The sequence below is a fragment of the Rubripirellula lacrimiformis genome (assembly GCF_007741535.1).
Lineage (GTDB): Bacteria > Planctomycetota > Planctomycetia > Pirellulales > Pirellulaceae > Rubripirellula > Rubripirellula lacrimiformis.
In genome coordinates, this window is record NZ_CP036525.1 from 838623 (window position 1) to 861241 (window position 22619).

At 56.3% G+C, this 22619-nt stretch carries 13 protein-coding genes, 2 rRNA genes and 1 pseudogene; 3 read left to right on the forward strand and 13 right to left on the reverse strand.

Going from position 1 to position 22619, the window contains the following annotated elements; genetic code table 11:
• Nucleotides 1-154: 154 nt before the first annotated feature.
• Nucleotides 155-2182, forward strand: a complete 2028-nt coding sequence (locus tag K227x_RS02970; RefSeq protein WP_145168008.1) for an FAD-dependent oxidoreductase — start codon at nucleotides 155-157, stop codon at nucleotides 2180-2182.
• A gap of 120 nt (nucleotides 2183-2302) precedes the next feature.
• Here K227x_RS02970 and K227x_RS02975 read toward each other — a convergent pair whose 3' ends face one another.
• The 10 genes from K227x_RS02975 to K227x_RS03020 all read right to left on the reverse strand — a co-directional run bounded on the left by K227x_RS02975 (nucleotide 2303) and on the right by K227x_RS03020 (nucleotide 10595).
• A complete protein-coding gene (locus tag K227x_RS02975; protein ID WP_218933737.1) occupies nucleotides 2303-3025 on the reverse strand; it encodes a PEP-CTERM sorting domain-containing protein in 723 nt (240 codons plus the stop codon).
• A gap of 513 nt (nucleotides 3026-3538) precedes the next feature.
• The gene (locus K227x_RS02980; RefSeq protein WP_218933738.1) at nucleotides 3539-4237 is read right to left on the reverse strand and encodes a 3-keto-disaccharide hydrolase; all 699 of its coding nucleotides are present in this window, start codon (nucleotides 4235-4237) and stop codon (nucleotides 3539-3541) included.
• Between the two features lie 199 nt (nucleotides 4238-4436).
• A complete protein-coding gene (locus K227x_RS02985; RefSeq protein ID WP_145168011.1) occupies nucleotides 4437-4841 on the reverse strand; it encodes a hypothetical protein in 405 nt (134 codons plus the stop codon).
• Between the two features lie 157 nt (nucleotides 4842-4998).
• Complete coding sequence (locus K227x_RS02990) at nucleotides 4999-5832, reverse strand: hypothetical protein (RefSeq protein ID WP_145168012.1); 834 nt, start codon at nucleotides 5830-5832, stop codon at nucleotides 4999-5001.
• Between the two features lie 217 nt (nucleotides 5833-6049).
• Nucleotides 6050-6361 carry a hypothetical protein gene (locus K227x_RS02995; protein ID WP_145168013.1) on the reverse strand — a complete coding sequence of 104 codons (312 nt, stop codon included), beginning with the start codon at nucleotides 6359-6361 and terminating at the stop codon, nucleotides 6050-6052.
• 185 nt (nucleotides 6362-6546) lie between these two features.
• Nucleotides 6547-6969 carry a hypothetical protein gene (locus K227x_RS03000; RefSeq protein WP_145168014.1) on the reverse strand — a complete coding sequence of 141 codons (423 nt, stop codon included), beginning with the start codon at nucleotides 6967-6969 and terminating at the stop codon, nucleotides 6547-6549.
• Nucleotides 6966-7388 (reverse strand): VOC family protein, encoded by a 423-nt coding sequence (locus tag K227x_RS03005; protein WP_145168015.1) that lies wholly within the window; start codon nucleotides 7386-7388, stop codon nucleotides 6966-6968. The genes K227x_RS03000 and K227x_RS03005 overlap by 4 nt, the downstream gene beginning before the upstream one ends.
• Before the next feature lie 134 nt (nucleotides 7389-7522).
• Nucleotides 7523-7765 carry a hypothetical protein gene (locus K227x_RS03010; protein ID WP_145168016.1) on the reverse strand — a complete coding sequence of 81 codons (243 nt, stop codon included), beginning with the start codon at nucleotides 7763-7765 and terminating at the stop codon, nucleotides 7523-7525.
• Nucleotides 7766-7999: 234 nt separating this feature from the next.
• Nucleotides 8000-9427 (reverse strand): Gfo/Idh/MocA family protein, encoded by a 1428-nt coding sequence (locus tag K227x_RS03015; RefSeq protein ID WP_145177162.1) that lies wholly within the window; start codon nucleotides 9425-9427, stop codon nucleotides 8000-8002.
• 70 nt (nucleotides 9428-9497) lie between these two features.
• The gene (locus K227x_RS03020) at nucleotides 9498-10595 is read right to left on the reverse strand and encodes a dihydrodipicolinate synthase family protein (protein ID WP_145168017.1); all 1098 of its coding nucleotides are present in this window, start codon (nucleotides 10593-10595) and stop codon (nucleotides 9498-9500) included.
• 792 nt (nucleotides 10596-11387) lie between these two features.
• Between K227x_RS03020 and K227x_RS03025 the strand changes: the two are divergent.
• Nucleotides 11388-12751: pseudogene (locus K227x_RS03025) on the forward strand (IS3 family transposase); the annotation flags it as partial.
• Nucleotides 12752-14393: 1642 nt separating this feature from the next.
• Here the strand turns inward: K227x_RS03025 and rrf are convergent.
• The 3 genes from rrf to K227x_RS03040 form a co-directional block, all read right to left on the reverse strand.
• Nucleotides 14394-14502: ribosomal RNA gene (rrf, locus tag K227x_RS03030) — 5S ribosomal RNA — on the reverse strand.
• 210 nt (nucleotides 14503-14712) lie between these two features.
• Nucleotides 14713-17618: ribosomal RNA gene (locus K227x_RS03035) — 23S ribosomal RNA — on the reverse strand.
• A gap of 1211 nt (nucleotides 17619-18829) precedes the next feature.
• The gene (locus K227x_RS03040; protein WP_218933739.1) at nucleotides 18830-20956 is read right to left on the reverse strand and encodes an alpha/beta hydrolase; all 2127 of its coding nucleotides are present in this window, start codon (nucleotides 20954-20956) and stop codon (nucleotides 18830-18832) included.
• 650 nt (nucleotides 20957-21606) lie between these two features.
• On the opposite strand from K227x_RS03040, the gene ahr reads away from it, so the two are divergent.
• Nucleotides 21607-22617, forward strand: a complete 1011-nt coding sequence (gene ahr / locus K227x_RS03045; RefSeq protein WP_145168018.1) for an NADPH-dependent aldehyde reductase Ahr — start codon at nucleotides 21607-21609, stop codon at nucleotides 22615-22617.
• Nucleotides 22618-22619 lie beyond the last annotated feature (2 nt).

Consider the following 22619-nt stretch of genomic DNA (forward strand, 5'->3'; position numbering starts at 1 on the left):
CATGCCGTGGGATTCGCCAGAATTCCCTGCGGGGTAGAATTTCGGGCGAAGTTCACGGCGCTGCATTGATGGATGGACGTCCGTTGTCGTTGCAACATCCGTCGCAATTCTGTGATCGCCCTGTTTCCCACCCCGATCGACGATTCACTCCCGCATGTTAAATCCTGTTCGTTGGCTGCTTGCCCTTGCCGCTGCACTGATTGTTCCCCATCTGCACATCGCCAGTGCGGACGAAGCGACGGTGGTCGTCTACGGTGCCACCCCAGGTGGTTTCTGTGCCGCGATCGCGGCCGCTCGCGAGGGAGCGTCGGTGACCCTGTTGGAACCGACATCGCATGTCGGTGGCGTCAACACAGGCGGGCTTAGTTTTAGCGATTCGAATCAAACGGTCCGCAGCACCGTGATGGGATTGTTTGACGAATGGCACACCCGGATTCAACGCGACTATGCCGATCGTGGAATCGAATTGCCGTACAAGGTGAGTGTCAAAGATCAGTCGCATTGGACCTACGAGCCGCACGTCGCTGCGCGGGTGACTCAGCAAATGCTAGACGAAGCCAAAGTAGTCGTGCTGACCAATCGCTATCTGGATTCGGTGACGAAGGATGGATCTCGAATCACATCGCTGGTGACCAATGACGGTGCGTTCGATGCCGATGTCTACATCGATGCCAGTTACGAAGGTGACCTGATGGCGGCCGCCGGTGTCAGTTGGACGATCGGCAGGGAAGGGAGGTCCGAATTTGGCGAGTCGCTGGCGGGCAAACAGTATCCCAAGGCAAAATTGGACATCGACGGATTCGACGCCGATGGCAACCTGCTGCCGCTGATCACCACGATGGATGCGGGCCCCGCCGACGAAGGGGATTCCAACGTGATGGTCTATAGCTTTCGGCTTTGTTTGACGGCGGATCCCGAAAACCGCGTACCGTTTCCCGAGCCAACCGATTACGACCCTGGTCGTTTCGAAGTCGTGCGACGCTATCTGGAAAAAGGGGGATCGGTCGGGTGGGATATGTATCCGCTTCCCAATGGAAAACTGGATGGAAACAACTCCATCGGTGGCCAGTTCTCGCTAGGGTTGGTCGGTGCATGCAATGGATGGTGCGAAGCGGACCAAGCGGGGCGGGTCGCGATCTGGGAAGCGCACAAGCAATACACGTTAGAGTTTTATCACTTCCTAACCACCGATCCGTCGGTCAGCGAAACGACTCGTGCAAAGTACGCCCGGCTCGGGCTCTGCAAAGACGAGTTTCCTGAATACGGACATTTTTCACCGGCACTGTATGTCCGCGAAGGCCGCCGGATGCGTGGCCAGTATGTGCTTCGTCAAAAGGACATCCTGGACGATCCGGTGAAGCACGATCCGATCGTGATCTCTTCGTTTCCCATCGATTCGCATGACTGCCAGCGAGTCGCGATTCGAGGCGGCGGGGTGATCAACGAAGGCACTATTTTTCCGGTTCGCAAAAAGTATCCCAAACAGGGTTACGCTTACCAGGTTCCCTATCGATCCATTCTTCCGCACTCGGATCAAGCTTCGAATCTGCTGGTCCCCGTTGCCCTCTCTTGCACGCACGTCGGCATCTCCTCCATCCGTGTCGAGCCGACTTGGATGATTCTTGGTCAAAGCGCGGGGATCGCGGCCGCCATGGCAGCGTCCAGTGAAGTGGCAGTTCAAGACTTGCCCTATCCGAAATTGCGTCAGCGACTTCTGGATCAAGGCCAAGTGTTGGAACTTCCTCCCGAAGAAAAAGACCCGTCCATTCAGCCGGGAGTCCTGGATGATGCAGGCGCGGCGGTGACGGGAACTTGGAAACACTCCACCAACTTCAAATCCTTCATTGGTCAGGGCTACCTGCATGACGATGCTGCCGCCGATGGCAAGGCGACCGCGGTCTTTCGCTATCGATCCAAGAAGGCGGGGCCGCACACGCTATCGATGGCCTATTCCGCTCACGAAACTCGCGCCACCAACGTGCCTGTCTCTGTGACCAGCGGTCCACATCAGGTGTCCGTCACCGTCGACCAAACTCAACCGATCCCGTCGGGGCAGTTGTTTCGTACCATCGGCACCGTTGACCTGGTGGACGACATGGATACTGTCATCCGAATCACCAACTCGGGGACCAACGGCTTCGTCATCCTCGACGCGGTAAAACTGGTCCTCGTCGCCGACTGAGCAACAAAACGTAGCCTAGGCATCCTGATTGGGTTTAGGGTCCCAACAGACTGCAAGCCTAGGCCACAGAAGCCACCGCTGGCTCAATGCAGCCAGCGATGCCAATCCTGCTCCACCGTTTCAGATCGCGTTGGACGATCTCTTGCGGCGTCGATACAGCACGCAAGCGCCAACGATCCCAGCCAACGCAACAGCGCTAGTCGGTTCGGGAACCGCGGTCACTTGTCCGCGAGCAAGCAGTCCGCCGGAAATGAGGAGCGACGCTCCTGGTGAGAGCTCTTGCATGTCGTCAATGTCCATGCTGAATACAATATCATAGACACCGCCATTGAGTGTTGATGTGATCGTTCCATTCCCAATGCCGGGAATATCAGTGTTATCAAGCTCCAGCGTGTCGGTTGACGCGGGTGCCACGGTTGTCACCTCGACAGTGCCACTAGTTAAATGGATGAAATGATGTGTCGCATCGAACGTTGAGCCAGTTACTTCGGAAAACGTGTTGATGGGGTCGCCAGTGTCGCTGCCGCCAGTCCCGTTCGCGACGCTTGTATCAAGCGACATATTGGCGACTGGTATGTTCATTGTCCAAGCGCTGGTGGTTAGCGAGCCGCCATCGAGCTTGAACGAAGATATCACTCCTGTGCTGGTGTTTATTTCTAGCAAGGCAATGATTTTGCCGGTAATTTGGGTCTCGGCCGTGCTGCCGAAAAGCGACAGGTCGAGCGTGTTGTTTACGCTGTCCGGAGTGTCGAAAGTCAGTTCAGTGGTCACGATCGCTGCTTGGCTGGTTGAGCAGGCGCTGACGGCGATCGCCAGTGCTGCCAGTAGGAAACGCATTTTCATGGGAGTACTCCAAGGTGGATTCATCAGAAAATTCCGGTGGTACACACTAACCCGCCGACCAATGAGAATCAGCCATTCCGGTGCCGAATTTAACGGAAATGTGGGTTTGATGAGCCAGGACGCTCCCTTAGTGAGGTTGCGTCCCCGTCGACAAACTGTCGGGAAACCGTCACTCAACAGCCCATCGCCACGAATTGGCGAACTTCCCAAGCTGTGGGATCAACGCCGCGGCGTCGTCAACACGCTGTTGTCGGAACGTCCAGCAGCGGGAATCGCGTGATCAGGAATGAAGGGCTCAGCGGTGGCAGAGACGTGAAATCGTCTTGCGCGATCTCATGCCCAAAGGCGCAAGACTTTTCCAGCGGATAAAAGTGGTTGTAGTTTTTCCGCAGCCGATTGACCTTGTCCAATCCAGCATCCGTTAGGAAACGCTCCCAGGCACGATTGAATCGCAGCGCAGAGTCCAGGAAGTTGCGAAGCAGCGAACGGTCCGTCGATTCAATGCCATGCAGGTCAAAGCTGTTTCAGAACAATGTCTTTGAACTGCACCGTCATCGGCTTGCCGGATCGCAACTGCAATCCGAGGATGCCTTCGAGGTCAAAATGGCCTTCTTCGTTATCGATCAGTTCAGAGCAGATTTGGCCGTTGATTCGCAGGGTGATGTGATGGCCTTTGGCGGAAACGTGGTATTCATTCCATTCGCCCTGTGGCTTCATTTTGGCTTTCGAGTCCAAGTCAGTCGAGGTGCGGTTTCCGGCCTTGTCGATCACGGTCTTGGTACCGTTGGCGGTCAGCAGTTCGGGGCCTTTGCGTGAATGCATTTCATCACAGACGCCGCCCAGGTAGGGACCGCTCTGATAGATGTCCGCTTGGTATCCGATCGCCAAGCCGTCCGGATTGATTTTGCTGCGGAATTGGACGCCAGTGTTGCAGCCGTTGTCAATGGCTCGGAATTTTAGCTTGACTTCGAAATCGCGGACGTCGCCGCCCTGCCATACGATGAATTGATTCGATGTGCAGGGGACTTCGGCAGTCGATTCGCCCGTGATCGCGCCGTCTCGAACCGACCAATACTTCATGTCGATCGCGTTCCAACCCCGCAGCGTTTCGCCGTCAAAGATCGACTCGAACTCGCCCGCCGACGCGCTACCCGTCGCCAAAATCATACTGAACAGGAACACAGAACACGGCAGACGTCGAAGTGGTTTCATGGCGAAGCTCGACATTGTCCAAAGAGAATGCATCATGGCTTTGATAGGTCAGGTGATGCCTGAATCAACCGGATAGCGACCGTCACCACGGGCTAGCGCCTTCCAAGCGACCCCGTGGCCAGACGCCCTATGGCCAGACGTCCCATGGCCAGACGTCCCATGTTAAGGGTTGATGCAACAGGATGTGCGGCGTCGTTGGTCATTGGCTCATAAAGCCAGCCTTCGCCGCGAAAATCGGCAGCGTGAAATCACCGTTAGCATCGTTCGATATCACCAACGAAACGACCACGTTTTTGATCGGTGGATTTCCAGGAGTTGCCCCAGAGTAGAAGACCGATGACGCCAAACTGGCACGAGGGGGAAGTCGTTTGTATTGAGCGATGCCTTCAAGAACCGAGGCCAGGTGCTCTGGGACTTTGCCTTGCGTCAGACCCGTATCGATTGCTGCGAGAACAAGGGTTTCGGTGATGGGCCCGTCGTCGCCTTCAGCGACCTCAGGGATCTGGTTGTTGATTTGTGCGATGGATTGGGATAGCGGAGTCGAGTCGAGCCAGTCGAACAATGGCTGCGCGGTCGCTAAAAGAAGGGCCGCCACGGCGATCACGGTGATCAGAGTCCGTAGGCTAAATCGCATGACAGGTGATCGAGTCGTTGTTTCTTGTTTCATGGGACCAAAGCGTTTCGCAAAGATTTCGACGTGCGGTGGGGCAATGCCTCATCGTTCCTGCTTCGTCTTGGATCCATCCGGCTGGATGAATCGATCATTCCGTCGCGGCGGGTGGTCGGATTCGGCTTCCAATGAAATCACGGAATTTGGCAGGGTCGCCATCGTCATCGCCAACCAATAAATAAAACAACATTCCACAATCCGAAATGTCTGCAATGTGCCCACGGTGTGCTTCGACGCGTGAGTACATCCATTGAACGTCGGGTTCCGGGTGGTCACGCATCCAGTGCCAAACCGAAAAGTCGTTTCCCGAGTTCCAAAGATGGTTCGGATTCTGTTTGCCGTTCTGATCTTTGATCTTTTGGTACTGAATCCGATTCCCGCTGATCTGTTGAATGTCTTTCCAGGTGTGATGGCCTTCGCGGCGACGCTCGTTTTCATTGAATGCACTATGCGACACCAGATGAACGTGCGTCAGCGAATCGGCTTTTCCGTCTCGCATCACCTCTTTCGCGGCAAGATAAACGAACTCCGATAGTCCAGCATGGATGAAGTACAGCGGATCGGCGTCGGTCGACTTCTCCATCTCGGTCGCCAAGCTTTCAACGGCTTGTTGCTGCTGTTTGGTGACATCGAAGAACACATCCCGGTCGAAGTCCCAGTACTTGATCGATCCGTCTGCACTGATCTTCAGTTGGTTCTTCGAATCGGGGCCTGGCGGCGCATCGATGAAGTTGTTGTACGAGCAGTGTACCAATTGCTTCTGTAGGCCCAGTTTCGCGATGATCGCACAGGATGCCGGGAGAGCTCCCCAATCGTCTGGGTCCCCGGTTGGCCATTTGTATTGGTTGTCCGCCGCGCTGTTGCCGTCAAAGCTGATCGCGATCCGGTTTCGGTTGTATCCCCACGATTGCGCAAGACACGACATTGGAAAGGAAGCTAACAGAAGCAGCGCCAGAGAGCGGATAGGGATCATCGATCGAATCATGTTGTCAGGACGCTGCCGATCGAAACCGAGGTTCGTTGTAGGCGGGGGAATTCGCGAAACGTGTGATTCTGGCTCCCCCGTTTCGAACGCCCGATTGGTTGGAAAAATTGGACGCCTCGCTGCGCTGCGATCATGCCGCCGGGCCGCGACGCGCCGATCAAACGGGGTCGAATAGAGAAGCCGTCAGGATACCGAGGACCGAGCCGAGTAACAAGAAAACGAAGTTCATTCCCGTCGTTGTACTGCTGGGATCGCGGCGACGATAAAGTGGCAGGAAGGCGACAGACACGACGAGGGTCGGCAGCGTTGCAATCAGCAAAGCGATCAAGGGACGCTGCAGTACCGATTGGGTGCCAGCGATCGGAATATCGCAAAGCCCATGAATCGTTAATCGCCAGCCTGCGTTATGACCAGAGAAGAAGATTGCAAGTAAACAGATCCATGAAAACGCCTGCACCATCCACGCCATCCAACGCCAATCCGGGTGGCACGCGGTGCGAGGGATCGTTTGGTGAACTGACGCGGTCGGCGACTCGTACGGGTTCTGGGCCAAATCCATTCCTTTGTCCGTTGCCGGACGTATCGAGGGGATCGCAGCTATCGCACCAGCTGCCGATCAGCCGATCAGCTAAAAGATTCCTGGCTACCTGTTTGTCAATCTTTGGATTTGCGTGACGATGTGGGGGGGTGCAGGAAACGTACTGGGCTCGATTCCAGATGGATCGCACCGATGGACGACTTTGGGATCACACGCTTGCCTTCTTGATCGCCGTCCATCTCCACCAGTACATAGTCCGTCCCAACAGCAGCGATCGTTCCGAATGATGCCCGAAGATGCGTCGTCAGCATCACGCGATCCTTCTGCTCTGGCGACATCGTTAACCGAGTTGCGTATTCATCAAATCGTTTGTGAATAGCCGGATTTTGTTTTGCGACGAAAGTGGCTGACGTTATCGAACGGCCGAACTTTGCCGCCAGGTTCTGGGCCACCTTGTCATTGTTGTCGGTATAGGTCTGGCCGAATCCGATACTTGACGATGTCAGTGCGAAGGCGAGTAAGAACATTCGAAGCATCATTTCAAATTCCCATCAACATTAATCTTCCAGGAAACGCCAAACCGGTCGATCACGATTCCATACCAGGATGTGAAAGCAGACTTCGCAAGCGGGATCACGATTTGGCCTTGGTCCGCGAGCGCCTGGAATGCAAGTTTCGCTCGGTCGATTGAACTTAGCCGCAAAGCGAGAGAGAAGCCAGCAAAAACGGCGTCCGCTGCACCTCGTGCGTAACCGACGTCGCTGGCCATGAATTCTGTTCCATCAATCCGAAACGTCGCGTGAAAGATCATGTCTTCCATGCCCGGTTGGGTATGCGACTGGTCGGGGCTGTCGCGAAACCGCATCAAGAACACGGTTTCGGCGTCCAACGCATGGCGATAGTGTTCCAACGCCTCTTCGGTGCGGCCGGCAAAGCCAAGCGTCGTGATCACAGGCATAGGATTGAATCGAAGAAGTAACGGGAAATGAGAAGACGCAACGTTCCGGTCGCTTCCCATGCGATGCAAACGTGATTTTGATTCAGGTGACCGTCAAGACTGCGAAAGACGATCAAGTGGACAGGCGTCAGACCCTAGCCACCGCCGCGCCATCGCACGCGATGGTTGTCCGCCATGGCCCGCTGCAGTGCCCACCAGGGTGGCACGAGTGTAACGCCAATCACAAGCAGCATGCAACAAATCTGCCAGGGCGGGGGATCTGTGACGGTGGTGTTGCCATAGGTTAGTTCAGCACCATCGCCAAAGCCCACCACGATCAAAACAAAAGCAACTGCGATCCCGACGATGACAAACGATCCGATAAGTCGTGTCAGCATCGTGGCGATGCGAACGCGAAACACAACCAATGTACCAAGCACAACCAGAAAGGCTGGAGACCAGTCAAGTGATGAGAAAGAGCGTGCGCCAGATTGCACGTTCACGGCAGCAAAATGGATCAGCCCCGCGATAGCAAGCCACCACCCTGCGAAGGCATGCAGATGCGATTCGCTCCACCTTGGCGAATCGGATGACTCCGACACCGTTGGTTCGTAGGGATTTGTCATGGCTGATCAATCAAATCCGGGTCGGTTGTTTCCACCGAGTAGTTGGTTCGCTTCGGGGCTATCGACGAATGTTTCGGTGGTGGCGTCGAACTGCAGCGAGCGACCGATCCGATAGGATGCCTTCGCCAGATTCACGCCGGCGACGTCAACCAGATGGTGTTTCATCGCTTCAAAGGATTCCGATGCAATCGGACTTTCGGAAAGCTGCTGAGGATCGTTGCGGAACGATGTCTGGTCACCCAGGCGATAAGAAATGTTGCCCAGGTGAGCCAAGATGGCTGTGCGATGCCCATCCAGGACATCCGATGCCAGGTCTTCGCTTTTGCGGCTGCGAACACAGTCGATGAAGTTTTGGAAGTGATCGCGTGCGTAGTCCTGCGGAAGTCCGCTCGGTGGGGCTCCTTCGATCACTTCTCCCTGTTCCTTCCCGTGCGGATAGAACTTGCCTTCCTGGATCCGCCCTTCGTCGGTATGGAAATCGATGCTCATCTTCAACGGCTTGTCGAAATGAAGGCCGCGTTGTTGGCACACCAGTTTGGTATCGCCGAAGTCATACAGCGTTAGCTGAGTATTGGGGGTGTCCGCTTGGTCTTCGTACCCGTAACGACCGCCCAGGCTGACAACGGATTTCGGATTAGCCGTTTCGGGCATTGCCCAGCGTGCCATTTCGAATTCATGAGCCCCTAGATTCGCAATTTCTCCATCGCCATAGTCCCACATCCAATGCCAGCGATAGTGAACTAGGTTTGTCCGATAGGGATTCATCGGTGCCGGCCCGGTCCAAAGCTCGTAATCCAATTCGCGTGGCGGTGGTACTGGGTTTTGGATGCCAATGCTTTTGCGAGGGCGGAAGATTTGAATGTTGGCAGTCTGCAACTTGCCGTACTTCCCATCGCGGATGTCGGTCGTGTAGGTCTGCCATTTCGGATCGGATCGCCACTGCGTCCCGTGCTGGACGATGCGGTTAAACTTTTGTGCCGCTTCGACCATTCGCCGCCCTTCCGAAATGTTGTGGCTGCAGGGCTTTTCGACGTAGACATCTTTTCCGGCCTGACAGGCCCAGATGGTCATCAACGCGTGCCAATGATTGGGCGTCGCAATCGAAACGGCATCGACGGATTGGTCGTCCAGGACTTCGCGAATGTCCTGCACGCACTTTGGCTTTTTCCCGGTCAATCGCTGGACCGCAGCGCTTCGCGATGCGAACAACCGGCTGTCCGGATCCACCAGATGCGTGATTTCCACGTTCTTCATCGCACCGAAGACGCCCATGTGGACTTGGCCACGGCCGTTGATTCCGGCAATGGCCACGCGGACCCGATCGTTCGCACCGATGACTTGCCCAGACGATTTGGTGCCAGAGATGGTTGCCGAGGCAGCAAAGCCAGTTGCAGCCAGGTGCTGGAAAAATTGACGACGATTGGGGCTCGCCATGGTCGATACCTTCGTGGTTGCGTTGTTCACTGGATTCGATCACCGACTTGTCAGTCAGCTTCGGTGCTGGCTAGGACAAGTCAGGCGTTTCTTCGTTCAGATAAGGACGCAGTGCGCCGAAGCGTTCTTCGATCTCTGCAATCCGCTGGTCGTCCAGTTTCAGTTCGGACACGATTGGCGACGGAGGAATTGATTTTTGGGGGCCATAGTCGCGAGACACCAAGTTCTTGAAGACGCCTCGTTTCTTCCAAATAAACAGGTTCGCGCCGCGAAGGCTGCCAGGCTTGACCTTGACCATTTGAATGAAGTTGTTGAACACGTCTTCCAGAGTCTTCGGGGCTTCGCCGCTCTGCTGCAATTCCCAAATGCGGGTTAGGACGTCGGCGTATGCGGCGCGTTCCGTGATCACGCCTTCGGATCCCAACTGGGATTCTTTGAGCCAATGAAATCCACCGCGAGCACTGAACACGCGGCGTACCGGTGGCATCGCGGCGACCGACGTGCGCATTCGCCCCAGCACGTCTCCAGCCTCTTCTTTGATATACCCAAAGTGTGGGAACTCCTTCGCCAATTCGATCATCAGTTCCGGTGACGGAATCGGCCCTTTGTAATGGACGCCGCCGGTTGTCTGCAGAATCACCGGCCGATTGACCACCGCAGCGAGGGATCGCCAGTATTGCCGCAGATCTTCCTCGGACTTTCCCGAATCGGGAGGTCGAGAGATGATTGCTTCCGGTTGCAGCTTCTCTGCATGCGCGGCGAAGGCCAGCATCTCTTCGGTATCCTTTCCCTGGACTCCCAGGCACAGTGATGTTGGCAGACTGCGTGCCGTTTCAGCCAGAACCTCCATGCCCTTCATCTTCTCGTCCATCGTCAACAGATCGATGCTGTCTCCCGATTGCGGCCAGATCATCCCAGGGCATCCACCCCAGGAGACGAACTTTGCTTCCTTCGCTAACACGCCGTAATCAACTTCACCCGAATCCGTAAACGGAGTGGATAGGATCGGGAACGGCCCACGAATCTTGGGGTCTGCCTGCGCTGTTCCCTTCTCTTGCGCGGCATTCGCGGGCTGCCACGGCAGAGTCGACCCTACAACGGCGCTCGAGAATCCAGCCAATGTGCGTAAGACGGCGGACCGTCGGGAGAGCGAATGTTTCAACGGCATGATGCTCCTCGGGTTTCAGATTGAACGCGGGGTATTACGTTAGCGTGCTGCGCAGGCAGATGCCAGCAAATCGCATTGAATCCGAAGGGCTGTCGCCACATCCGTAGCGCAAGTCGCCAAGACTTTCGGCCTGTGGGGGGGCGCTACCGAAACTCTTGGCGAGTCTCGCTACGGATTTCGCGTTTCGGTAGCGCAAGTCGCCAAGACTTTCGGCCTGTGGGCGTCGCTACCGAAACTCTTGGCGAGTCTCGCTACGGGTTTCGCCTTTCGGTAGCGCAAGTCGCCAAGACTTTCGGCCGGTGGGCGTCGGCTACCGAAACTCTTGGCGAGTCTCGCTACGGGTTTCGCCCTCCGGTCGCGCAAGTCGCCAAGACTTTCGGCCTGTGGGCGTCGCTACCGAAACTCTTGGCGAGTCTCGCTACGGGTTTCGCGCTTCGGTAGCGCAAGTCGCCAAGACTTTCGGCCGGTGGGCGTCGCTACCGAAACTCTTGGCGAGTCTCGCTACGGGTTTCGCGCTTCGGTAGCGCAAGTCGCCAAGACTTTCGGCCTGTGCGCGTCGGTTTCGAAACTCTTGGCGAGTTTCGCCACGGGTTTCGCCCTTCGGTAGCGCAAGTCGCCAAGACTTTCGGCCGGTGGATGTCGCTACCGAAACTCTTGGCGAGTCTCGCTACGGGTTTCGCCCTTCGGTAGCGCAAGTCGCCAAGACTTTCGGCCGGTGGGCGTCGCCCCTCTGTGCCAACATGCGTGAGACAACTTTGAATTTCATCAGAGTTGAGGGCATGGAGCATTCGCATGACCGATACCGCCAACAAAAAAATTGAAAAAGATCCCGAGGTGACACAGAAAGCGGCCCGTCGCCGCTTCACCGCCGACTACAAACGCCGTATCGCCCTGGAGGCCGAAAGCTGTACCGAGCCCGGTGAAATCGGGGCGCTGCTCAGACGCGAGGGAATTTACTCCTCGGTCCTGGCAAAATGGCGTCGTCAATTGCGGGAGGAATCATTGTCATCATCGAAAAAGTCTAACGGCAAAACTTCACCAGCCGATCAACTCAAACGTCTTGAACGTGAGAACGAGCGGCTCAAGGAGAAGCTCCGCCACGCCGAGCTGATCATTGACGTCCAAAAAAAAGTCTCGGAGATGATGCAGATACGATCACACGAGAAGGACGACTGACAGCCGCCAAACAACTGAGTGAAACAGTCGGCGTCGCGGCGGCTTGCCGTGCGATGAATGTGTCGCGTGCGACGTTCTATCGTCGCGGCGACCCCGATCGACAAGCCGCGCCGAGGCCGGCGCCCGCTCGAGCTCTATCACCGCAAGAACGCCAAGAAGTACTTGATCAACTCAACAGCGAGCGTTTCGCTGATCGGTCACCACGACAGGTCTACGCCAAGTTGCTCGACGAGGGCGACTACCTGTGCAGCGTGCGAACGATGTATCGCATCTTGGCCGACAATCAAAGCACACGCGAACGACGAAACCAGCTGAAGCATCCCGAGTATCGCAAACCAGAACTGCTCGCCACCGCGCCCAACGAAGTCTGGTCTTGGGACATCACCAAACTCAAGGGCCCCGAAACATGGACGTACTACTACCTCTACGTGATTCTGGACATCTACAGCCGCTGCGTCGTTGGCTGGATGCTGGCCGATAGCGAGAGCGCCGACTTGGCCAAGCAGCTGATCCAAACCACGATCGACAAGCAGAACATTCCACCCGAACAACTGATCATTCACAGCGACCGGGGACCTTCGATGACATCTCACAGCGTCGCGCAGCTACTCAGTTCGCTGGGCGTCACCAAATCACACAGCCGACCGCACGTCTCCAACGACAATCCGTTCTCGGAAAGCCAATTCAAAACGATGAAGTATCGACCTGAGTTCCCCAAACGCTTTGGCTGTTACGAAGACGGCTTGCAGTTCTGTCGCACGTTTTTCACCTGGTACAACAACGAGCACTATCACAGCGGCATCGGGTTGCTAACTCCATCATCGTTGCACTTCGGCCGCGCCGAGGAAGTAACTGCCGCTCGCACGCAGACTCTTCATGGTGCGTGGAAAAAAACACCCGAGCGTTTCGTTCACGGAATTCCCAAGCCAGCAAGTGTTCCCAAAGCCGTCTGGATCAACCCTCCCAAACCAATCGATGAACGCAAAAGGGAAGCCCCCGAGCCAACCTGCCCGGGAGCTTCCGAAGAAACGTCTTTGACGCACCCTCGATCCGATTATCCCTTGGACGGTTGCGTCCCCGCAGAGCCGCCTTCCGTTTCACCGGACGAATCAACCTTACCACCGAAAACACCTTTGAACACCCGAGCGATGCCTGAAAAAATCCCGGGGGTTTGGGGGCTGGCCCCCAAGTGCGCTGGCATCAATCACTGAACCGTTTAGAAAGTTGTCTCAATGTCGTTGACACATTCCGGCTACCGAAACTCTTGGCGAGTCTCGCTACGGGTTTCGCCTTTCGGTAGCGCAAGTCGCCAAGACTTTCGGCCTGTGGGCGTCGCTACCGAAACTCTTGGCGAGTCTCGCTACGGGTTTCGCCCTCCGGTAGCGCAAGTCGCCAAGACTTTCGGCCTGTGGGCGTCGCTACTACCGAAACTCTTGGCGAGTCTCGCTACGGGTTTCGCGCTTCGGTAGCGCAAGTCGCCAAGACTTTCGGCCGGTGGGCGTCGGTTTCGGAACTCTTGGCGAGTCTCGCTACGGGTTTCACGCTTCGGTAGCGCAAGTCGCCAAGACTTTCGGCCTGTGGGTGTCGCTGCCGAAACTCTTGGCGAGTCTCGCTACGGGTTTCGCGCTTCGGTAGCGCAAGTCGCCAAGACTTTCGGCCTGTGGGTGTCGCTACCGAAACTCTTGGCGAGTCTCGCTACGGGTTTCGCGCTTCGGTAGCGCAAGTCGCCAAGACTTTCGGCCTGTGGGCGTCGCTGCCGAAACTCTTGGCGAGTTTCGCTACGGGTTTCGCGCTTCGGTAGCGCAAGTCGCCAAGACTTTCGGCCTGTGGGCGTCGGTTTCGAAACTCTTGGCGAGTTTCGCTACGGGCTTCGCGCTTCGGTAGCGCAAGTCGCCAAGACTTTCGGCCGGTGGGTGTCGCTACCGAAACTCTTGGCGAGTCTCGCTACGGGTTTCGCGCTTCGGTAGCGCAAGTCGCCAAGACTTTCGGCCGGTGGGCGTCACTGCCGAAACTCTTGGCGAGTCTCGCTACGGGTTTAGCCTTTCGGTAGCGCAAGTCGCCAAGACTTTCGGCCGGTGGATGTCGCTACCGAAACTCTTGGCGAGTCTCGTTACGGGTTTCGCGCTTCGGTAGCGCAAGTCGCCAAGACTTTCGGCCTGTGGGCGTCGCTGCCGAAACTCTTGGCGAGTTTCGCTACGGGCATCGCGCTTCGGTAGCGCAAGTCGCCAAGACTTTCGGCCGGTGGGGGGGGCGCTGCCGAAACTCTTGGCGAGTCTCGCTACGGGCATCGCGCTTCGGTAGCGCAAGTCGCCAAGACTTTCGGCCGGTGGGGGGGGCGCTGCCGAAACTCTTGGCGAGTCTCGCTACGGGCATCGCCTTTCGGTAGCGCAAGTCGCCAAGACTTTCGGCCTGTGGGCGTCGGTTTCGAAACTCTTGGCGAGTTTCGCTACGGGCTTCGCGCTTCGGTAGCGCAAGTCGCCAAGACTTTCGGCCTGTGGGTGTCGCTGCCGAAACTCTTGGCGAGTTTCGCTACGGGTTTGCTTGGCAGGCGACCGACCTTTCGTCCTGATGCGCGCATAAAAAAACCTTCTTGGAACTTGCGTTCCAAGAAGGTTTTTTAAAATCCGGCAATACCTACTTTCGCACTGGTATGCACTATCATCGGCTCTTAAAGCTTGACTTCTGTGTTCGGGATGGGAACAGGTATAACCTTTAAGATATGGTCGCCGGAAAGCCACGACCACGGGTATTTCACCGTGATCGTGACGTGTTGTTTGGTAGTTGTGACTCATTTGCCTAGGCAAACTCGTCGCTAAATAAGATGCGGTTACAGTTGTTTTTCGAAGCAGGCTTGAACCTATACTTCTTCATTTGCTGAATCATTTCTGATTCACTTCTCGGCTCAAGCCACGAATTCCAACATTCTGAGTGCGGGATATCGATGGCCAAACCTTCGTCCGTTAGTACTGGTTAGCTTAACTCGTTACCGAGCTTACACGTCCAGCCTATCAACCAAGTCGTCTTCTTGGGGACTTTCGTCGCAATGACTTACAAAACCTAATCTCGGAGCGGGCTTCACGCTTAGATGCTTTCAGCGTTTATCCTATCCGTAGTTAGCTATCCAGCCGTGCCGCTAGCGCGACAACTGGTACACCAGAGCTACGTCCAACTAAATCCTCTCGTACTAAAGTTGAATCTCCTCAAGTTTTGAACGCCCACGGCAGATAGGGACCGACCTGTCTCACGACGGTCTGAACCCAGCTCACGTACCACTTTCATTGGCGAACAGCCAAACCCTTGGGAGCTTCTACACCCCCAGGATGTGATGAGCCGACATCGAGGTGCCAAACCGCATCGCCGCTGTGGACGCTCGGATGCGATAAGCCTGTTATCCCCGGAGTACCTTTTATCTGATGAGCGATAACCCTTCCATTCGGGATTACCGGATCACTAAGACCGACTTTCGTCCCTGCTCGACTTATGGGTCTCGCAGTCAAGCACACTTCTAACTTTACTCTCTACGCCTGATTACCGACCAGGCTGAGTGTACCATTGCACTCCTCCGTTACTCTTTGGGAGGAGACCGCCCCAGTCAAACTGCCCGACTGACACTGTCCTTTGCCCCGATTCAGGGGATCAAAGTTAGAATTAAAATATGACCAGGCTGGTATTTCAACAGCGACTCCTTCGACACTAGCGTGCCGATCTCAAAGTCTCCCAGCTATCCTACACAGAACATATCTCAACCCAATATCAGCCTACAGTAAAGGTTCACGGGGTCTTTCCGTCTAACCGCGGGTATGTGGCATCTTCACCACAACTACAATTTCACCGGGTCGGTGGTTGAGACAGTGCTCAAATCGTTACGCCTTTCATGCAGGTCGGAACTTACCCGACAAGGAACTTCGCTACCTTAGGACCCTCATAGTTAGGGCCGCCGTTTACTGGGGCTTCGGTCGCAAGCTTCGCCGTGAGGCTAACCTTCTTCCTTAACCTACCAGCACCGGGCAGGCGTCAGTCTCTATACATCCACTTGCGTGTTAGCAGAGACCTGTGTTTTTGATAAACAGTCGTTAGAGCCGATTTTCTGTGGCCCTCAGCAGCGTGAACCGCCAAGGGCGCCCCTTATCGCGAACTTACGGGGCCATTTTGCAGAGTTCCTTAACCACCGTTCTCCCGAGCGCCTTAGAATTCTCATCTCGCCTACCTGTGTCAGTTTTAGTACGGTCAAGTACACACATAACTTAGCTGCTTTTCTTGGACGTCCTTCCAATGACTTCGAGAACTTAAGTGCTCTCGAGCTATACCTTGGCTTATGTCGGGTCTTTTAACCCCCAACACCTCAGTGGTCGCTACGGACATTTCTAGTCGTACCGCTCACTTTCCGGACGCCGTCCCAGCATCGAATGTGTACCTGGCGTAGGAATATTGACCCACTATCCATCCCCTACGCCTTTCGGCCTCGGGTAAGGTACCGGCTAACCCTGGGCGGAATTGCCTTCCCCAGGAAACCTTAGGCTTTCGGCGAACAGGATTCTCACCTGTTTTATCGTTACTCATTCCGGCATAATCACCCGATGACCCCGACACCGCTCGTTACCGTACGGCTCGTATCTGATCATCGGCGCTCTCCTACCACTCTAGATAAATCTAGAATCCGCTGCTTCGGTGTACCACTTACTCCCGTTCATTATCGGCGCAGAAATGCTCGACTGGTAAGCTGTTACGCACTTTTTAAATGGTGGCTGCTTCTAAGCCAACATCCCAGCTGTCACAGCACTTCAACTTCCTTAGTGACTAAGTGGTCCTTCGGGACCTTAGCAGGCGATCTGGGTTGTTTCCCTCTCGACCCTGGAGCTTATCCCCCAGGGACTGACTGCCGAGGTACGGCTACCGGTATTCGGAGTTTGGTTCGGTGGGGTACCCTGGGAAGGGCCCCCATCCGATTCAGTCTCTCTACCCCCGGTAACTAATTAACTCGACGCTATCCCTCAAGATATTTCGGAGAGAACGAGCTATCTCCTGGTTTGATTACACTTTCAGTCCTCCCCACAAGTCATCCCCTCAGTTTTCAACCTAAGTGGGTTCGGTCCTCCACGCAGTTTAACCCGCGCTTCAACCTGCTCATGGGTAGATCACACAGGTTTCGCGTCTGCAGCAAACGACATACGCCCTATTCAGACTCGGTTTCCCTTGGGCTTCGTCCCGGAAGGACTTAACCAAGCCGTTTACCACAACTCGCCGGATCATTATGCAAAAGGCACGCCGTCACCCATTTTCTAGCAAGCTAGACCATAGGGCTCCGACCGCTTGTAGGCACATGGTTTCAGGTTCACATTCCTCCCCTAGCAGGGGTTCTTCTCACCGTTCACTCACGCTACTGGTTCGCTATCGGTCGTTGAAGAGTATTTAGCCTTACGGGATGGTCCCCGTCGATTCAGTCCAGGTTTCACGTGACTGGACCTACTCAGGTGCTCCTACAGTGTGTGTTTATTTTCGTGTACGGGACTGTCACCCTCTGTGGTTCTCCTTTCCAAGAGATTCCACTAACAACACACAATCCGATATTGGAGTCCTACAACCCCGGGAGGGAAACCCTCTCGGTTTGGGCTATTCCGATTTCGCTCGCCGCTACTGACGGAATCGATTTTTCTTTCTCTTCCTCTGGTTACTTAGATGTTTCAGTTCACCAGGTTGTTACTAACACACCTATGTATTCAGTGTGCAGCAGTCGGGTACCTCGGGATCATTACTTGTTTGTCAGCTCCCCCAAGATTTTCGCAGACTTCCACGCCCTTCATTCTTTCAACGCCAAGACATCCCCCATGTGCCCTTAATAGATTGGCCATCGAAATCCCGAACTCAGCTTTCATTGACACAGCCCCGATCGAAACCGAAACTACTTCAATGTTGGCTAAACCCGTAATCTCGTTAGTTATCTACAATTAACGATATCACATGTGCTTGATGCTGCCCTTAAAGACTAGCCCGTGAAGACTTCGCCAGTGGAACGACATCAAGCTCGCACAGAATCATGTTAGAATTCTATTGGCTAACTTCCGATCCGAAGATCTTTCATTAGCCGCGCTTCTTAAAGAACTATATTACTAGGCTTCGAATTCCGGACCGAAGTCCGTCGTCCAAAGCTTCGCAGTTGCTTCTTATTTAGATGCCAACTACCAAACAACCAAATTGTCAAATATCAGTTTTCGCCGCCGGCTTGTGGCCTTAAGAGCGAAGTCGCTGTCGTTGAAAACAGCCGGCCAGTTTCTTCGAGGTGAAGAAGTCGGCCGGTTGATTTCTCAGCGGGAGCGGAAAGATAGAGCGGCCAGACTCTGGCGTCAACAACGTACGGGGTTGTTTTCAAAAGTATTTCGCGAAGTTGGCACGGTTGGGGCCGTGGGTGCCGCGGTAGTCGCATCGAAAAGTGCGTAAAACACGGGGTTCTGAGGGTTCTGCTTGCTGTTGGAAGCATTTCAAGAAGTGTGAAAATTCATTTGGTTCGCATTCGTGGCGGTTGGCAAAGTGCGACGATTGGGAGAGTGAGGAGGAGTCACGATCGGTTTGCGAGCACTTTGGTCGCCAGCAGATCAGGGCGTCAGCGGCAGGCCCTGGATACCCAATTGAGAGCCGGATCTGGGCTGATACGCCCTGGATTGGCTCGGCGTGCCCCCGAGGTGGAGGGGGCGGGTGCTTCTGCGGGGTGTTTCTGGGCGTGAGGGCCGGCCACTCCGGAAACCGCGGGCGTTGGTGTGCGATCGTTTTCGTAGCGGAAGTCGTCAAGACTTTCGACGATCAGCCACGCCCATTGGCCGCAGCTTTTGGCGTTTTGCCGATTGAATCCAGTTTCTGGGTTGGATGTTAGCCGTTTGGGCGATAACCCCCGGTTCTTGGGTGCGGTAACCGAGGCTATCGCCTAGCGGCTCATCAAATCGACAAATCGTTGGCGAGTTTCGCTGCGGAAAACCGACTGAAACGTGCGGCGGTATGCTTCGCAGCGCCGTTTTTTCGCATCTTGCCGCAGCCGAAACGGGCAAATCGGCTGCGGGCTGTCCGGATTAGAATCCCTTGGCTTCGGGGCCCCAGGGATCGATCTGTTTGAGTTGCTTGGCCACAAGCTGGTCGTAGCAATCGGGGAGATCGAATTTGTCCAGCGCGTTGGGCAGCAAGGTCGACAGCGGCCATCCATAACGCTCGGTCTGGGCGACGTCGGAATACGACGTCAGCGCGTTTTTCAGTGTCACGCGGGTTACGTGGTCGGAAAGAACCGCCGCAAAGGTGGCCGGCAGTGATCCCCAGCCGCGTCCTACCAAATGAACCTCGGTGTGGCCGAGCGAGGCCAGCCAGTCGAGGACTCGCAGTGCATCGAACGTCCGCTGGCCGACGTAGGGGCGGTCGAGCATCAGGCTGTGGATCGCGTACAGATAGTCGCTGCCATAGGGAGAGTGGAACGTTCCCGGTTCGCTGGTGCCGGGCAGGGATTCGCCTATCCCGCGAACATCGCAGGCAAAGAACGGTGTTTCCGGATCTGCTTGGACCATTTCGCGAATCAGCGGTTCGTCGCGTAGTTCCTGGTCGCTGGACAGGTGCGATAGGTACAGCGTGGCGTGTTTGCCGGTACGTGGCGGACGGGAAAGCCAACGCTGGTCCATCAGCCGATAAACGATGGCTTGGATTCCCGGTTCGGTGTCGACGGTGTAGGCGGCTGCGAATTTGGTGGGATAGTCGCGCGCCTTCAGGTAGTTCCAGTTTCGGTAATCGGGTGCTTTGGGGGTGTTCGGAGGCAGTTTCAGTGCATCGCGAACGACCTGTCGAAGCTGCGTCGGGGCGAGGGGTTTTCGTTCAGCCGCAAACTGCTGCGATTTTTCGCGAGTGAAATCGAACACGGTTTTGGTGTTCGCATCGACACTGACCTGGCCTTCGGGGGTGCACCACAGGGTCTGGTCGGCTTCGATCGTGATTTCAGGCTCGGCCGCAAATTCGACATCGGCCGATGCATGCAGTGCCCCGTCGAAGGTTCGGTCGGTTTCTTCGGCCGTCATGCCGGCAGCCCGGTGGAACCAGGAATACATGGCTTCGCGGTTTTCCAGCGAATAACCGTGGCCGGTGGGGCCAACAAACAGGGCCACGTTGTCTTCGGCGCCCAGCAATCGGTACAGCCGACGCAGCCGTGCGTACGTTTCTTCCGCGCCGCGAACGTCAAAGAAATCGCGTTCTTTGGCCAGGATGACAATGGGTTTGGGGGCCATCGCGGCAAGGAAATCGGCGTGATCCAGGTCCAGGGCGAAGGCCGACGGCGGGCACTGTTCGGTGTCTTGGGGGAGTTCGTTTTCCAGGTTGCGGCGGAATGTGGTCACAAAACAGCTGGGTGCGGCCATCGCCCAGCGTGAATCCAGGCCGCACAGCCACGTCGTCATCGTGCCGCCGCCCGAATTGCCGGTAACGCCAATCCGCTGCTTGTCGACTTCGGGCCGTGTCCGCAGGTAGTCGAGCGCACGGATTCCGTCCCAGGCACGCCACGAGCCGAAGAATTCGCCGACCAAGAATTGCTGGTTCCCGGCCAGCAGGTGCTCGCGAACTCCGACACCGACGTCAGATTTGAGTTCGTCGTTGGCGTATTGCAGTCGTTCGCCTTGGCCGATCGGATCAAAAATCAGGCAAACGTACCCCAGCCGAGCCAATCCCTGTGCAAACGATTGGTAGGCAACCTCGGCCTTGCCGTTGTGCGAATGACCGCAGGTGCCCACCACCGCCGGCATCGGCTCGGTTTGCCCAGCGGGGATGTACAGGTTGGCGGTCACGGGAAAACCCGGGCGGCTTTCAAAAATGACGTTCTCGATCCGGTAGCCGTCTCGCTCGACCGTGCCGGTTACCCGTGGATTCAGTGGAGTGCGATCGGGATCGGCGCCGAACGATTGCCGAATCCGTGTTTTCGCGTCGCGAACATACGCTTCGGCGTCTGCTTGGGTTTCCAGCTGGTTCAGGCGTTTCAGGTGACGCTGCTCGGACGCGCGAGCTTGGCTTACCAAGAACTCTTGCACCATTCGAGGGAACCGATTCATCGGCTGGGATGCATCGGCTGCAAACGCAGACAGCGGGGCAGTCAAGCTAGCTAGAGGCAGGATGGCGCTGTGGGCCCCGATCGTGGTGAGAACTTGGCGCCGCGAGATCGCGTGACGTGTCATAGAAGGCTTTCCTGATGCAAGGTGGGGAAGGGTGCAAGGTGGGGAAGGGTGCGGGGGGCAAGGTGGGAACCGGCGAACCGCCTGGGTGGCCGGTCGCACCGAATGAATCCGTTCGGTGCGGGATTCGGTGTGCAATTCTAACCCAGCGCCACGGCCGAAACCCGCGCCCGGCCCACTCCGCCACCAGAACGATCGGATTTCTAGTTCAACGATTCTGGCCTCGTCTTTTCTCTCCCAGAGCGGTGCGGGCGGTGCGGGCGGTGCGGGCGGTGCGGGCGGTGCGGGCGGTGCGGGCGGTGCGGGCGGTGCGGGCGGTGCGGGGGCGGCTCTTTCCCTGGGGCCGCCCGTCCAAGCGAATTCGCCCCTCCATTCTTCTCACACACCGCGCAGCGGATCGGTCAGGCGTAACGCCAGCATGCAAGCGGCTGCGGTGCGTTTCCCGCTCTGGTTGCTGACGCCCGTCTCTTTCGTCGCACCGTGGTTTTCCGTTCCCTACAATGATTCGCAGTTGGCACGGAAGCTGCTGCTGTCGTCCGCTGGGTTCAACCGCTTGCTTGTTCCTCTATGGATGGGCGAGCGGGCGCGGCAGAGCCTTCTCTATCTCTCTCTATCCTCCACCTTTCATCCAACCGAATCGAACGGATTTGCACATGACCTACGAAGCCTGGGTGGCTACCGAAGCCGGATCGCCATTCACGAAGCAATCGCTTTCCCGAGAACCACTGGGGCCGGAAGAGGTCGAGATCGCGGTAGAGCATTGTGGTGTTTGCCATTCGGATCTATCGATGTGGGAAAACGAGTGGGGAATGTCGTCCTATCCCGCCGTGCTGGGGCACGAAGCGATTGGCCGTGTGACCGCTTTGGGGCCACAGGCGAAAGGCTTGACGGTGGGCCAGCGAGTGGGAGTGGGGTGGACGAGCGACAGTTGCATGCATTGCCGACAGTGCATGTCGGGGGAGCATCACCTCTGTAACGAAGCTCAGCCGACGATTGCCGGTCACTACGGTGGGTTCGCGAATTCCATGCGGGCTCATTGGGCCTGGACGATCCCATTGCCCGAGGGGCTGAATTTTGCGGATGCCGGTCCTTTGTTGTGTGGCGGCATCACCGTCTTTAACCCCATCGCTGCTTATGCGACTCCGCAAAGCCGCGTAGGCGTGGTCGGAATTGGCGGCTTGGGGCACTTGGCCATCAAGTTTGCCGCTGCGTACGGATGTGAGGTGACGGCGTTCACGTCCAGCCAAGATAAGTTTGACGAGGCTCGCGAATTCGGCGCCCATCATGTGGTGTCTTCGCGGGACTCTGACGCGATCATGGAGCTCGAAAAAACGTTGGATCTATTGATCATCGCGGTGAACGTCTCTTTGGACTGGGACGCGTACATCGCTTCGTTGGCTCCGAACGGCCGGATGCATGTCGTCGGCGCGGTGTTGGAACCGATTCCGGTGTCCATTTTTTCGTTGATCACCCGCCAGGGCAGCATCGGCGCGTCGCCCACGGGGTCCCCCGTGGGGATTACGGAGATGATGGACTTTGCGGCAAGGCATGACATCGCCCCCAAGACCGAACACTTTCCGATGAGCAAGATCAACGAAGCGTTCCAGCATGTTGCCGACGGAAAGGCTCGATACCGGGTCGTGTTGGACGCGGATTTCGAGTGATT

What these genes read in the sequence shown, in the direction of transcription:
- ahr (WP_145168018.1), top strand. Translation starts at nt 21,607, where the DNA reads ATGACCTACGAAGCCTGGGTGGCTACCGAAGCCGGATCGCCATTCACG.
- K227x_RS03005 (WP_145168015.1), bottom strand. Translation starts at nt 7,388, where the DNA reads ATGCCTGTGATCACGACGCTTGGCTTTGCCGGCCGCACCGAAGAGGCG.
- K227x_RS02970 (WP_145168008.1), top strand. Translation starts at nt 155, where the DNA reads ATGTTAAATCCTGTTCGTTGGCTGCTTGCCCTTGCCGCTGCACTGATT.
- K227x_RS02995 (WP_145168013.1), bottom strand. Translation starts at nt 6,361, where the DNA reads ATGGCGTGGATGGTGCAGGCGTTTTCATGGATCTGTTTACTTGCAATC.
- K227x_RS02980 (WP_218933738.1), bottom strand. Translation starts at nt 4,237, where the DNA reads ATGAAACCACTTCGACGTCTGCCGTGTTCTGTGTTCCTGTTCAGTATG.
- K227x_RS02975 (WP_218933737.1), bottom strand. Translation starts at nt 3,025, where the DNA reads ATGAAAATGCGTTTCCTACTGGCAGCACTGGCGATCGCCGTCAGCGCC.
- K227x_RS03010 (WP_145168016.1), bottom strand. Translation starts at nt 7,765, where the DNA reads ATGCTGACACGACTTATCGGATCGTTTGTCATCGTCGGGATCGCAGTT.
- K227x_RS03040 (WP_218933739.1), bottom strand. Translation starts at nt 20,956, where the DNA reads ATGACACGTCACGCGATCTCGCGGCGCCAAGTTCTCACCACGATCGGG.
- K227x_RS03020 (WP_145168017.1), bottom strand. Translation starts at nt 10,595, where the DNA reads ATGCCGTTGAAACATTCGCTCTCCCGACGGTCCGCCGTCTTACGCACA.
- K227x_RS03015 (WP_145177162.1), bottom strand. Translation starts at nt 9,427, where the DNA reads ATGGCGAGCCCCAATCGTCGTCAATTTTTCCAGCACCTGGCTGCAACT.
- K227x_RS02990 (WP_145168012.1), bottom strand. Translation starts at nt 5,832, where the DNA reads ATGTCGTGTCTTGCGCAATCGTGGGGATACAACCGAAACCGGATCGCG.
- K227x_RS03000 (WP_145168014.1), bottom strand. Translation starts at nt 6,969, where the DNA reads ATGATGCTTCGAATGTTCTTACTCGCCTTCGCACTGACATCGTCAAGT.